The following is a 13,493-nucleotide window of genomic DNA, read 5'->3' on the forward strand; positions in this document are numbered from 1 at the left end:
GACATTTGCCTCGCAGGACGGCGGTCGCGCTCCGGTTGCATGTGCCGCGCGCAGGCTTGTTCCGGCGCAAGCTTCACGCTAGTTAATCGCTGCTTAATGCATTTGTTTGGCTGGCCCGGCGGCTGGCTCCCGGGTGGATATGCGCCGTTTCGGCGTGGAATGTGGTGAGTATGGGAAGAGTTGTTTTCATTGATTCCCGCGTTTCCGACATCGATGCCTTGCTGGACGGGCTGGCCCCGGACGAACAGGCCTTTGTCCTCAACGGCGCCAGCGACGGCTTCGCCCAGATCGCAACCATCCTCAAGAACAACGGCCTGACCGGGCTCGCGTCGATCTCGATCGTCGGTCACGGCGCTCCGGGCGAGATTGAGATCGGCTCATCCGTCATCCACGACGCGGACCTCGCGAACGATGCCGCCGTACTCTCCGCGATCGGCGCCTCGCTCGCATCCGACGGAGCTCTCGCCCTCTATGCCTGCGACACGGCCGCGGGCGCGACCGGAAGCCAGTTCATCGCCGACCTCTCCGCCTATGCCGGCGGCGTCACCGTCGACGGGGCGACGCATGTGATCGGCAATGCCGATCCCGCAAGCTGGACGCTCGACGTCTCGACCACCCCGGCAGCGGCTGCCGTTAGCGCGCCCTTCGCGGAGCAGGCGCTTGCAAATTTCAGCACGACGCTCGGCATCATCGGCCTGACCCCCGGCACGTCAGCGACGTTCCACGGCGGTGGCGCCGCCGTGTCCATCGCACCGAACCTGATCGTAACGGACAGCGCCTCCTCAACACTCTCATCGGCCGTGGTGAGTCTCGTCGGCTTCGTCGCGGGCGACACGCTGAACTTCACGGACCAGAACAACATTCACGGCAGCTACGACGCCGCGCACGGCATCCTCACCCTGAGCGGGAGCGATACGGTCGCCGACTATCAGGATGCGCTGCGCTCGATCACCTACAGTTTTTCGGGGAACGGCGATCCGACCGACGGCGGCACGCACCAGGTTCGCGATATTACCTGGCAGGTGTCGGACGGGACGAACACGAACATCACGGCATCCCCGATCAACAACGATCAGCCCTCACTCGGGCTGACCCAGCTGATCCCGCTTCAAGGCACCTATCCCTCGCATGGAGACGGCACGTCCGATCCCGGCACCATCGATCTCGGGTCCATCAGGACCTTCGCCGGAAGCCTTGCTCCCAACCACACGGCGCTTGCCAGCGGGCAGCTGCTGTCGATCGCCCAGAACACCGCCCTGTTCTCGCTGTTCGGCACGACCTATGGCGGCAACGGACAGACGACCTTCGAGCTACCCAACCTCCAGGCCAAGCTCACGGTCGGCTCCGAGAACAGCGCGAATCTTTCGCTCGGAGCCAATTACGGCACGGACACGGTCACGCTGGGGACCCAGAACTTGCCCTCGGGCTTCGGCGCGGGGCAGGCTTTCACCAACGACCAGCCTTCGCTGACCATCAACTATCTCATCAACACCGGCGGACCGGGCGCGAGCTCAGCCTCGAACTGGCTCGACGTAGCCGGCGAAATTGTCCCGTTTCTCAGCAATTTTGCGCCGACAGGATATCTGCTGGCGGCTGGCCAGGTGCTGAACATCGCCGACTATCCGAACCTCTATAACGCCATCGGCACGACGTATGGCGGCGATGGTGTCACGACGTTCGCGCTGCCGGACCTCACCGGCCGCACCATCATCGGGGTCGGAACGAACTCGATCGGCGATTTCCAACTTGGCACGGTCATCGGCCAGGACACGACCACGCTCTCGACGTTGAACCTGCCCCATCCAGTCGGGGCTTCAGCCGACTTCAGCAACTACCAGCCTTCCATCGCTCTGCACTGTCTGATCTCTCTCGAAGGAATATTTCCCTCCCAGAGCGGCTCGTACTCGGACTCCGCTCCATGGGTCGGCGAGATCATTTCCTACGCCGGAAACGGCACGGACCTCGACTATATGCTGGCGCACGGCTGGGCCGAGTGCCAGGGCCAGCTACTGTCGATCTCACAGAACCAGGTCCTGTTTGCGCTCATCGGAACGACCTATGGCGGCGACGGCCAGTCCACCTTCGCCCTCCCGGACCTGACCGGTCGCGCCGTCGCGAGCGTGGGCACGAACTCCCAGGGCAATCAGGTCGAGCTCGGCGAGCAATACGGCACCGCCTCCACAACGCTCATCTCGAGCGAGGTGCCTCTGACGGCGAGCGTGCTCGGCGTCGTCCATACCGCGCCGACCGTCACCGCAGGTGCCAGCCTGAACTATCCGGTCGGCAGTGTGGCAGCCCTGCTCGACAGCACGTTGATCGTCGCCGACCCCGACAGTGGCGGCAATCTGACCGGCGCGACCATCAAGATTGCCAGCGGCTTCGTCAGCGGCGATGCGTTGAGCTTCATCAGCCAGAACAACATCACCGGCAGTTACAACGCCGCTACCGGCCTGCTCACGCTGAGCGGCACCGACACGCTCGATCATTACCAGACCGTGCTGGAATCGATCGCGTTCAGCGCCCCCGGATCGACCGCGCCCGGCTCCCGGACCATCGAATGGACCGTGACCGACGGCTCCTCCAGCAACGGGACCAGCAACACCGCGACCAGCACGGTCAATCTGCTCCACGTTCCGCTCGTCAGCTCGGTCACGGCGGCGACGACGGGCAATGCGACCGATCTCAATGCCGGCAAGGTCGTCACCATTACGGTGGCCTTCACCGACCCGGTGAATGTCACCGGCGCGCCAGAGCTCCAGCTCAGCGACAATGTGATCGCGACCTATCAAGGCGGCAGCGGCGGCACCGCGCTGACGTTCAGCTACACGGTGCAGGCCGGCGACAGCAGCAGTGATCTGCAGGTGCAGAACCTTCTCCTGAACGGCGGCACCATCAAGGACGGCTCGGGCAACGATGCCGTGCTGGCCGGCACAGCCACCGACCTGCACCTGACGATCGACACCGCCGCACCTGTGGTCTCGTCGATCAATACCGCCGGCAGCAATCCGAGCAACGCGACCAGCGATACCTTCACCGTCACCTTCTCCGAAATCGTGAGCGCGGTCGACGCGAGTGACTTCACTATCGTCACCGGCGGGTCCGTCTCATATGGCGGGATGGTCGTGCTGCCCTTCAGCGGCAGCGTCTATACGGTGACGGTCACCGGCGTCACGGGCGATGGCACGCTAGGCCTCAAGCTCAACGCGTCCGGCACCGGCATCGCCGATCGCGCCGGCAATGCCATATTTGCCGGCTTCACCGGACAGACCTACACGATCGATCACACCGCTCCGACCGTGACGTCGATTGCCGCGTCGGGCGCCAGCCCGAACAACGCCGGCACCGAACAGTTCACGGTGACCTTCTCGGAGAGCGTCAGCGGCCTGACCGCCACCGATTTCACCCTGACCACGACCAACACACCGGGTGGTATCGCCCTCTCCACCACCGGCATCAGCCAGATCACCTCCGCCGACGGGAAGACCTACACGGTGACTGTCGGCGGCGTCACCGGCGACGGCACCGTGCGCCTCGATTTCAAGAGCGGCTCGAGCGGCGTCACCGACACTGCCGGCAATGGCGCCAGCGCGGGCTTCTCGAGCGGCGACGTCTACACCATTCGACATACCGCTCCGAGCGTTTCGTCGATCGTCGCGAACGGCTCGAACCCGAACAATGCCGGAAGCGATCAGTTCACGGTGACGTTCTCGGAAGACGTCACCGGCGTCGATGCGAGCGACTTCACGGCGACCCGCACCGGCAGTGTCACCGACACCGGCATCGTCGTGACGCCCGTCAGCGGCAACGTCTATACCGTGACCGTCAACGGCGTGACCGGCGACGGCACGCTGCGCCTCGACCTGAACGCTTCAGGCACCGGCATTGCCGATGCCGCCGGCAACGCCGTGGCGAACGGATTCACCGGTGGCGACGTCTACACCGTTCAGCATACGGCCCCGGCCGTGACGTCGGTGAGCGTGCCCGCGAACGGTACCTACGTCGCCGGTCAGAATCTCGACTTCACGGTCAATTTCAGCGAGGCGGTGTCGGTGACGGGCACCCCGGAAGTCGCGATCATGCTCGACACCGGTGGCCTCGTCGAAGCCCAATATGTCGGCCAAGGCAGCGCCTCCTCGCTGACCTTCCGCTACACGGTGGCTGCCGGCGAGAGCGATGCCAATGGCGTCGCGCTCGGCAGTGCGATCGTTCTCAATGGCGGCACGATCAAGGACGCGGTCGGCAACGCCGCCGTGCTCACGCTGAACAATGTCGGCTCGACCGCCGGCGTTCGGGTGGATTCGATCGCGCCGACGGTGATGTCGATCGCGACCTCGGGCGCGGGCATCGTCGCAGGCAGCGGCGATCTCAACGCCGGCCATAGCGTCATCCTGACGCTCAATCTCAGCGAAGCGGTCAACGTCGATCTGACCGGCGGCACGCCGACCATGCAGCTCAACGATGGCGGCGTCGCGACCTATGCGGGCGGCAGCGGCAGCAGCGTGCTGACCTTCAGCTATCTCGTGGCTGCGGGTGAGAACACGAGCGATCTTTCGGTCAACCAGATCCTGCTCAATGCAGGGACCATCCGCGACCTCGCCGGAAACGATCTCACCTTGCCGGGCGGCACCGTCAACCCCGCCGGGATCTTGCAGATCGACACGCACGCGCCGGATATCGTCGCCGTCAGCGCATCGCCCGCGAGCGGCGCGGTCGGAGCCGGCCAGTCTGTCACGATCACGGTCGCTCTCGCCGAAGCCGTGACCTTGTCGGGCGGTGCGCCCACCCTCTCGCTCAACGATAACGGCATCGCCACCTTCGATGCGGCTGCGACCGCGGCCTTGCATGATTCCAGCAAGCTCGTGTTCAACTACACGGTGGGAGCCGGCGACACGCTCACATCTGCGCTGGCGGTCACGGGCATAGATCTGCACGGCGGAGCGATCGGCGACCTCGCCGGCAACGCCGCCAATCTCGGCAATATCGCCACGACATTCACCGGACTTGCCGTGATCGATTCACTCGTCACGGCGCACGCAGACAGCAACCGTGTCGTCGCCGGCCAGACCGTCACCGCCGATGCCGCGCACGGCCTGCTCGCCAACGACACCGACACCAACCCCGCCGATCACGTCGTGGTCAGCGCCGTCAACGGGCTCGCCGGCGCCGTCGATCACAGCATCGCAGGCGCCTATGGCAGCCTCACGGTGCATGCCGACGGCAGCTATTCCTACGCTGCCAGCGGCGGCGTCACCGGCGTCGCCTACGACAACTTCACCTACACCGCGAGCAACGGCCATGCGGCGCCCTCGACATCGACGCTGACCGTCCAGGTGATCGGCGGCAACCAGAACTTCGTGCTCGTTCCCGCCGGCGGATCCGCCACCACCGGTTATGGCAATACCGTCCTCGACGGCAGCGCTGGCGGCGCCACCATCACGGCCGCCTCGACCTTCAACGCCCACGAGATCCTGATCGGCGGCCCCGGCGACACGCTGATTGCCGGCAATTACGGCCGGGATACGTTCGTGTTCGCCGGCGATTTCGGTCACAACACCATCAACAACTTCCATACGGCCCTGAACGACATTCAGCTGCAGGCGTCGCAGTTCGGAAGTCTCGCCAACGTCTTCGCGGACCTGCATCAGGTTGGGGCGGACACCGTGCTCACGCTCGACGCTACTCACGTGGTCACCATCACCAACACCGCGTTGGCAAGCCTGACCTCGGCCAATTTCCATCTGGTTTGAGTGCGATCCAGCCTGAAGGCGCTCCGATCCCGACCCGGAGTTGCCAATTGGTCACAGCGTTCAGCCGCCATGTAGCGTAAAACCACGTCGGAATCGGGGAATTGGGCCAATGAAAAATTTCGAGAAACTTGTGCTTGCGGGCGTCGTGGCTGTCGGGGCGGCTTGGGGGACGGCACATGCCGCGGATCTTGCCCCGACCTATAAAATGCCGGTGAAGGCGATCGCCCCGGTTCAGACCTGGAATGGCTTCTATGTCGGCGGCAATGTCGGCTACGACTGGAGCACGGGCTCCACGGGTATTTCCGTCCTGTCGACCGATCCGGCACTGGCGGCCCCGCTCGCCGCGCTGGTTGCGGCCGGTTCATTTCCGACCGCGCTGTCGCCGTCGGCGAAAGGCGTGATCGGCGGCGTCCAGGCCGGCTACAACTGGCAGGTCGCCCCGCAATGGCTGGTCGGCCTCGAGGCCGACTTCCAGGGCGCGGACGTCAAGGGCACGACCACCCAGGCGCTCGCACCGGTCGGCTTCGATGCCACCTCGACGACGGTCAGCAAGGGCATCGACTGGTTCGGCACCGTGCGTGGCCGGGTCGGCGTGCTGGTAGCGCCGCAATGGCTGCTCTACGGCACCGGCGGCTTCGCCTATGGCCGCACCAAATCCTCGTTCAGCACCACCGACGTGACCGGCGGATGCATCGTGGGCGCGACCATCTGCGCCAGCGGCGCCTCCTCGGGGACGAGCACCGGCTGGACCGCCGGCGCCGGCACCGAAGTGATGTTCGCGCCGAACTGGAGCTTCAAGGCCGAGTACCTTTACGTCGACCTTGGCCGGCGGACGCTGAACGTCGCCTCCTCCACCGTTCCGGCCATCGTGTTCACGACATCGACCCCGTTCCGCGAGCAGATCGCCCGGGTCGGCGTCAACTATCATTTCTCGGCCGGCCCCGTCGTCGCCAAATACTGATCAAGACGCCCTGGGTCCGCCGACCCGTGCACGCATGGCCGAGGCCGATCAGAGCCGCTCTGATCGGCCTTCGCGTTTGAACCTGCCGGGCGCAATCAAGCTCTACTGACGTGCGCACCCCAACCAGGACACTCCATGCTCACCCGTCGCAGCCTCATCGCTACTGTCCTCCTCGCCGGCGTCGGCCCCGCCCTCGCCCAGGCTCCCGCAACCAGTGAACCGCTCGCTATTCTGACTGCGATCTACACCCGCGCCGCCAAGGGCAAGGGCGATGGCGGCGGTGCCTTCATCATCGAGAACAAGGCGGCCAAGGCCAAATATCTCTCCAAGGCCCTGGTCGCGCTGTGGGCCAAGGCCGATGCGCATACGCGCAAGGGCGACGTCGGACCGGTCGATTTCGATCCCGTCACCAACTCGCAGGAACCGGACGTGAAGTCGTTCAAGGTTGACGCCGAGAAGATGGAGGCCGACAAGGCGATACTTGCGGTGACCATCACTGGGCACCGCAACGACCGCAAACCCGCCGACCTGATCGTGCGTTACGACTTCGTGCGCGAGGCTGGGAGCTGGCGGATCGACGACATCAAGGGCTCCTCCGACGGCGAAGCCTGGTCGATCCGCAAGATGCTGACGGACTCGCTGAAGAGCTGACCGGAGACGACATGAGCGACGTCATCGACAACAAGGCCCATCACCGTTTCGAGCTGGAGGTGGAGGGATATCTTGCGACCGAACATTACAAGCTCGACGGCAACGTCATCACGTTCGAGCACACGGACGTACCGAAGGAGCTCGGCGGCAAGGGCGTCGGCTCGAAACTAGTGCAAGGCGCGCTCGATCAGGTCCGCGCCGCCGGCTTGAAGCTGATCCCGCAATGCCCGTTCGTGAAGGCGTGGATCGAGAAGCACCCGGACTATGCGGATCTGGTGAAGAGATGAGCGAGCGCAGGCCCACCGATCGCGCGGCGGGCCTGCCGAAATCCGCAGCCTATTGCCCATGCTTCAGTAAATCCTGGTCACTCATGTCCCAGTCCTGCCACAACTGGAGTACGCCCAGGATCACCGCCACTGCGCCCAGACTGGTGTGGTAGATCCGGAGAAAACCTTCGCCGGAATAGCCAAGCACCAGGGGCGAGACAATGAGCCACAGCCCGACCAGGATGGTCGCCACCTCCTGCCAGCGCTGCAAGGCGACATATTCGAGCTGGCTGAGGCCAAATACGACGAGGCCGACTGCGACCGTGTTCAGGACCATCGTGTCGTGTCCGGCAATCCCCGAGCTATCCTGGATTGGGAACCACGGCGACGCAGCAATCAGCGCACCGAGCAGCATCCCGCACCAGTCTTCCCATGTTCGATGAGTATTCAAGAAACCAAAGTCCGACATCGTAACCTCCTGCAAAAGAGGCATACGTCTGCGGCTGGCGATCACGACACTCCGAATGTCTAGCGACCGTGCCGGCCGCATTCGGGCGTATGTCCTCTCAAGGACGTGGGAACCGCGGTGGAACTTGCAAGAGCGACACTGAGGATTTTTTGCGGTCGCCACGTGACGTCCAACGGGTCAAGAATTCACACCGGCTACAGCGCCCCAAGCTTTCGCAGTGCATCATGCGCGACGGGCAGTCCGGGCCGCAACTCCAGCGCCTTCCGGAAATCTGCAATCGCGCCCTGCTTGTCGCCGAGCCGCAAGCGGGCCTGCCCGCGGTTGCTCCATGAGAACACGTCGGACGGATCGTATTGCAGCGCCTTGTCGTAGTCGGCGAGGCCGCCCTTGTTGTCGCCCTGGAAGAGACGGATCATGCCGCGATTGCGCCAGCCGCGCGCATCTGTCGGTGCGATGCGGATCGCCTCGCCATAGTCGGCGGCGGCGCGGTCGAGCTGCTCGTTGTCGCGATACACGTTGCCGCGGTCGATATAGGCGAGCAGATCGGGCGCAAGCTTGATCCGCATGGTGTAGTCGGCGAGCGCATGCGCCGTGTCGTGCTTGCGGGCGTAGACGAAGCCCCGATTGGCGTAGGCGGTGGCATAGTTGGGATCGCGCTTGATCGCCGCGTCAAAATCCGCAATGGCACCGTCGAGGTCGCCCTTGTTGAAGCGCGACTCGCCGCGATTGCTGTAGGCGAGCGCCAGCGACGGATCGAGCTTGATAGCCTCGTCGTAATCGGCGATGGCGCGATCATAGTCGCGCTTGAAGCTGTAGACGCGGCCGCGGTTGTTGTAGGCGCAGGCGTAGGCCGGATCGAGCCTGACCGCCTCGTCGAGATCGGACAGCGCGGCATCGAGCTCGCGTTTCTCGGTGAGGCCATGGCCGCGGTTGCAATAGGCGCCGGCGAGCCTGCGGCCGGTCTCGCTCTTCGTGTCAATGACGCTCGAGCAGGCCGCGACCCGTTCGTCCGGCGTGCTCGTCAATCCGACGCAGGCGTCCCAGGCCGGACCGCCTTCGGCCGACGCCGGCGCTGGCGCCGTCGAGGCGAGCGCAGCGAGCAACGCCATGATGCTGAGCGGGACGCGCATTTTTCGGGTATCTCCCCTGCGGCAACCTCCCTTGGTCGCACCTTGGCAAGGGCGGGTTCAGGCGCCTAGATCAGAGCGCAGACATCGCTTCGGAAGGATTACGCATGGCGGCATCGGTACGCGACAACAAAGACAGGAGCCGCTTCGAGCTCGATGTCGGCAGTGACATCGCCTTCGCCAATTACCGGCTGACGCCGTCGGCGGTGATCATCACCCATACCGAGACGCCGCGCGCGCTGCGCGGCCGCGGCATAGCCTCCGAGCTGGTCAAGGGCGCGCTGGAGCTGATCCGCCGCGACGGCAGGAAGGTGATCGCCGGCTGCGGCTTCGTCGTCGACTATCTCGACAAGCATCCGGAGGACGCGGACCTCGTTGCCTGAACGCAAATGGGCCCGCGATCTCGCGGGCCCTTGGCTGCGTCCGAGCGATCGGTCAGTGCTTGATCTCAGGCGGCAGCTTGCCGCCATTGGCAGCGAGCTTGGACATCACCTGCTTGTGCAGCCAGACGTTCATGCTCGCGGAATCGTTGGTGTCGCCGCTGTAGCCGAGCTCCCGGGCGAGATCCTTGCGCGCGGCGAGGCTCGAGTCGATGTCGAGCGCCTTCATGAGATCGACGATCGAGGTGCGCCATTCCAGCTTCTCGCCCTTGTGCGCGGCGACCGCCTTGTCGACGATGGCGGCGACGTCGACGGACGCCATGGGCGCGGCTGCCGGCGCCGATGCGCCCGGCGCGGCCCCTGCGGGGGCACCGGCCGGCGCTGCGCCACCGGCAGGCGCGGCGGAAGCCGGTTGGCTACCGAAGATCGCGCTCATGATTTTCCCGAAAATGCTCATGTCTTCTCCCCGAAAAGGATCCGTTGGAAGGGCCTTGAGTGGCACTTATAGACGAAGTTTCTGCGTTGCGCCCGCGGATCATGCGAACCGACAACCAGCATCAGCTTATCTGCGGCGAAATGACGGCCGAATGACATCGTCGAGGTTGCGGTGCGGCATCGAATCTCACCCAAGCGTGAGGGACAGGACTCGGAATTGAGAGTACGGTTTCTATTCAGCTCGCGATGCCTTCCGGAATTCGCGCCTGGTTGGGATCGCGATCATCCAAGAAGAGCGGCCGCTTGCGCCGTTTGCCGGCGCTGGATGCGGCCGCATGGCAAGGGAGCTAGCGACCATGGCCACACTCTACCAGGGCAATGTGCCCACAATGGCCCCGCCCGCTGATGCGGCGGGACCAACCATCCGGACCATCCAGCTATCCGACCTGCATGACGCGCTGAGGCGCGGCTGGGAGGATTTCAAGGCGGTTCCGAGCCACGCCATTATCCTCTGCGTGATCTATCCGGTGCTGGGCCTCGTGCTCGCCCGCGTGGTGATGGGCTATTCGGTGCTGCCGCTGTTGTTTCCGCTGGCTGCGGGCTTCGCGTTGATCGGGCCCTTCGCTGCCTTGGGTCTCTACGAGCTCTCGAGCCGTCGCGAACGCCATGAAGAGGCCAGCGCCTGGGATGCCATGGAGGTGCTGCGCTCGCCCTCGTTCGGTGCCATGCTCGGTCTCGGCACATTGCTGCTCGCCCTGTTCGTGACCTGGGTTGCAACCGCACAGGCGATTTATGTCGCAGCCTTCGGCTATGAGGGCGTGACCGGGATCTCGGATTTCGTTACGCGCGTGCTGACGACCCGGCAGGGCTGGTGGCTGATCGTGGTCGGCTGCGGCACCGGATTCCTGTTCGCGCTCGCCGCGCTCTGCATCAGCGCCGTGTCGTTCCCCTTGATGCTCGACCGCCATGCCGGCGCGTTCGAGGCCATGGTCACCTCACTGCGCGTTGTCGCAAAAAACCCGGTGCCGATGGCGGCCTGGGGCCTGATCGTGGCGGTGTTGTTGGCGCTCGGCACGATCCCGGCGTTCCTGGGGCTCGCCGTGGTGATCCCCCTGCTCGGCCATGCCACCTGGCATCTCTACCGCAAGGTGATCGTGTCCGATCCCGGTGCCCGGCCTGTGCCGCCTCCGCCGCATCGTCCGCGCAAGCCCGCCGCCGACTTCCCCGCCAACCTCTTCCCGTGGCGGAATCGGACAGACGCCTAACGATCTCGTGACATCCGGTCCTGCCCGGCTCCGGGCGGGACCGGCCCCCGTCATGCGCCTTGCTTTGGCCGCGGTTCCGACCGAGATTGCACCTCGCCGGTCAGATCACTTCACGGAATCCATTTCATCTGATGACCCCGACGATTTCTCGTCTCGCTCTCGCAGCCTTAGCCCTCACCACGTCAATCCTCTCCGCCCAGCCAGCGCTCGCCGCCGTTGCCTGCGGCTCGGGCAATTTCGACGCATGGCTTGCTGACTTCAAGACCGACGCCGCGGCCAAAGGCATCTCACAGCAGGCCATTGCTGCCGGGCTCGCCGGCGTGACGCTCGATCAGAGCGTGCTCAACCGCGACCGCTCGCAAAAGGTCTTCACCCAGACCTTCGAGGAGTTTTCCGGCCGCATGGTGCCGCCGCGCATGACGCGCGGTTCCAACATGATGAAGCAATACGGCTCGGTGCTGTCCCGCATCGAGCAGACCTACGGCGTCCCAGGCGAGGTGCTCGTCGCGATCTGGGGCCTGGAAACCGATTTCGGCGTCAACACCGGCAAGTTCGCAACCATCCGCTCGCTGGCGACGCTGGCCTATGACTGCCGGCGCGCCGAGCAGTTCCGCGGCGAACTGATGGATGCGCTGCGCATCGTCCAGCGCGGCGATCTCGCACCCGCCGACATGAAGGGCGCCTGGGCGGGCGAGCTCGGCCAGACCCAGTTCATGCCCTCGTCCTGGATGAAATACGCCGTCGATTTCGACGGCAACGGCAAGCGCGATCTCCTGCACAACGCGCCCGACGTGCTCGCCTCCACCGCCAATTACCTCGCCGGCTATGGCTGGCAGCGTGGCAAGGATTGGCAGCCGGGAAGCCCGAATTTCGCGGTGCTACAGCAGTGGAACAAGAGCGAGGTCTATTCCAAGACCGTCGCCTATTTCGCCACCCAGCTCGCGCGCGCCCCTTAAGATCCCCTGATAAAAGCGTAGGGCCGATCGCCCGGCGACCGGCCCTCTCTTGAAGCGTTTACTTGCCCATGGTGGCGTGCATCGCCTTGTTCAGATGCGCGCCGCACGCACCCATTTTGCCGTTGAGCAGCGAGTCCTGCGCCGCCGCGATCTCCTTCTGCGCGACGAACTTGCTGTCGCCGTCGGCCATGTTCTCGATCGCGGTCTCCGTCTTCTCCAGATTGGATCCGCTGCAGCCGCCCATGGCGTGCTTGGCGGCCTGGGCCGGCGCGACGGCGAACGCGACGGCAGCAATGGCGATAACCCCGAGTAACTTCGTCATGATGTTACTTTCCTTCTCTTCTTCTTGGGACAGACCCAGCGACATTGCCGGAATCTGCGACACGACTTTGCTGCCGACGCGGCAACTTGCCGCAATAAATTCCCCGCGAGAATTGCGTGATGTTGCGCGCGGCGCAGAGCCGCATGCGGAAATTCTGATTTTCATTACAACCTTGTAATCAAGCGCTCACACCCTTGGCGTGTGTGCACCGCATCAACGACGAACGCGCTCGGCTCCCGGGCGACCGGCGCTCGATATCCGGCTTCGCCGCAAGCCGTTCGGCGGCCCCAGTGGCAGGATCGAGCAAATCGCCGCTCCCATCCCCCGGCGTCGGCGGACTCCGTCAGGCCGGCGTAATCCACAAATGATATGAATATTTATTCATTTCTACATCATCTCGCTTCATGCGATTCGCGCATGCGAGACTTGGGCTTACAAGCTGCCACATCGCCTTGCAGGTCACCGGAATGCAACATATTTCCATCGTCACGGGAACCGCATTGGTCGGCATAAACCCGTGATCTCACGGAGATTTATTGCAATCTACAACGGCTGGCGCCCAGCTCTTGGGCGGGACTGCCAAGAGGTTAATCGCCCCTTACCGATGCCATGCGTCCTTCGCTTAGCTGCATCGCAACATTGGAACTTTCGCAGTGCACCACTCTCACCTATATTCATTTCAACGATGACGCCCGGGCAAGGGCTGAATCGAACTACAGGAGACTACCAATGCTGCTCTCGCTCATCCGCATGATCCAGGCTTTCCGGGACTATCAGCGCAATGTTGCCGAGCTGTCCCAGCTCAGCGATCGCGAACTGGCCGACATCGGCCTTGATCGCTCGGACATCCCGCGCGTTGCCGCCGGTCAGTATCAGGGCTGATATCGTTCAGCCCTTCACCGGACGAACCGATA

At 64.3% G+C, this 13,493-nt stretch carries 12 protein-coding genes; 8 read left to right on the plus strand and 4 right to left on the minus strand.

Annotation, left to right across the window (positions count from 1 at the left end):
* Positions 1–170 precede the first annotated feature (170 nt).
* From WN73_RS40440 to WN73_RS40455, 4 genes are all read left to right on the plus strand, one after another.
* Entirely contained in the window at positions 171–5,747 is a 5,577-nt protein-coding gene (locus tag WN73_RS40440) for a tail fiber protein (RefSeq protein WP_053815132.1), read from the plus strand.
* Positions 5,748–5,856: 109 nt separating this feature from the next.
* Positions 5,857–6,708 (plus strand): outer membrane protein, encoded by an 852-nt coding sequence (locus tag WN73_RS40445; RefSeq protein WP_011087483.1) that lies wholly within the window; start codon positions 5,857–5,859, stop codon positions 6,706–6,708.
* A gap of 135 nt (positions 6,709–6,843) precedes the next feature.
* On the plus strand, positions 6,844–7,359 hold the full coding sequence (locus tag WN73_RS40450) for a DUF3828 domain-containing protein (protein WP_028171865.1): 516 nt from the start codon (positions 6,844–6,846) through the stop codon (positions 7,357–7,359).
* 11 nt (positions 7,360–7,370) lie between these two features.
* The gene (locus WN73_RS40455; RefSeq protein WP_028171864.1) at positions 7,371–7,646 is read left to right on the plus strand and encodes a GNAT family N-acetyltransferase; all 276 of its coding nucleotides are present in this window, start codon (positions 7,371–7,373) and stop codon (positions 7,644–7,646) included.
* Positions 7,647–7,695: 49 nt separating this feature from the next.
* Here WN73_RS40455 and WN73_RS40460 read toward each other — a convergent pair whose 3' ends face one another.
* Positions 7,696–8,094 (minus strand): SPW repeat protein, encoded by a 399-nt coding sequence (locus WN73_RS40460; RefSeq protein ID WP_038967269.1) that lies wholly within the window; start codon positions 8,092–8,094, stop codon positions 7,696–7,698.
* 194 nt (positions 8,095–8,288) lie between these two features.
* Positions 8,289–9,224, minus strand: coding sequence for a tetratricopeptide repeat protein (locus WN73_RS40465; protein ID WP_028171862.1), 936 nt, complete (start codon positions 9,222–9,224; stop codon positions 8,289–8,291).
* A 104-nt stretch (positions 9,225–9,328) separates the two neighbouring features.
* Between WN73_RS40465 and WN73_RS40470 the strand changes: the two genes are divergently transcribed.
* Positions 9,329–9,604: a GNAT family N-acetyltransferase gene (locus WN73_RS40470; protein ID WP_028171861.1), complete on the plus strand. Its 276-nt coding sequence runs from the start codon at positions 9,329–9,331 to the stop codon at positions 9,602–9,604.
* Between the two features lie 52 nt (positions 9,605–9,656).
* Here WN73_RS40470 and WN73_RS40475 read toward each other — a convergent pair whose 3' ends face one another.
* Complete coding sequence (locus tag WN73_RS40475) at positions 9,657–10,058, minus strand: DUF3597 domain-containing protein (RefSeq protein ID WP_028171860.1); 402 nt, start codon at positions 10,056–10,058, stop codon at positions 9,657–9,659.
* Between the two features lie 334 nt (positions 10,059–10,392).
* Here WN73_RS40475 and WN73_RS40480 point away from each other — a divergent pair, with 334 nt between their 5' ends.
* Positions 10,393–11,301 carry a DUF2189 domain-containing protein gene (locus tag WN73_RS40480; protein ID WP_028171859.1) on the plus strand — a complete coding sequence of 303 codons (909 nt, stop codon included), beginning with the start codon at positions 10,393–10,395 and terminating at the stop codon, positions 11,299–11,301.
* A gap of 131 nt (positions 11,302–11,432) precedes the next feature.
* On the plus strand, positions 11,433–12,257 hold the full coding sequence (locus WN73_RS40485) for a lytic murein transglycosylase (protein ID WP_011087492.1): 825 nt from the start codon (positions 11,433–11,435) through the stop codon (positions 12,255–12,257).
* Between the two features lie 58 nt (positions 12,258–12,315).
* On the opposite strand, the gene WN73_RS40490 is transcribed toward WN73_RS40485, so the two are convergent.
* Positions 12,316–12,642, minus strand: coding sequence for a hypothetical protein (locus tag WN73_RS40490; RefSeq protein ID WP_028171858.1), 327 nt, complete (start codon positions 12,640–12,642; stop codon positions 12,316–12,318).
* 666 nt (positions 12,643–13,308) lie between these two features.
* Here WN73_RS40490 and WN73_RS40495 point away from each other — a divergent pair.
* A complete protein-coding gene (locus tag WN73_RS40495) occupies positions 13,309–13,461 on the plus strand; it encodes a DUF1127 domain-containing protein (protein WP_007590701.1) in 153 nt (50 codons plus the stop codon).
* Positions 13,462–13,493 lie beyond the last annotated feature (32 nt).

It is taken from the genome of Bradyrhizobium sp. CCBAU 45394 (assembly GCF_028128655.1).
GTDB classification, from domain to species: Bacteria; Pseudomonadota; Alphaproteobacteria; order Rhizobiales; family Xanthobacteraceae; genus Bradyrhizobium; species Bradyrhizobium diazoefficiens.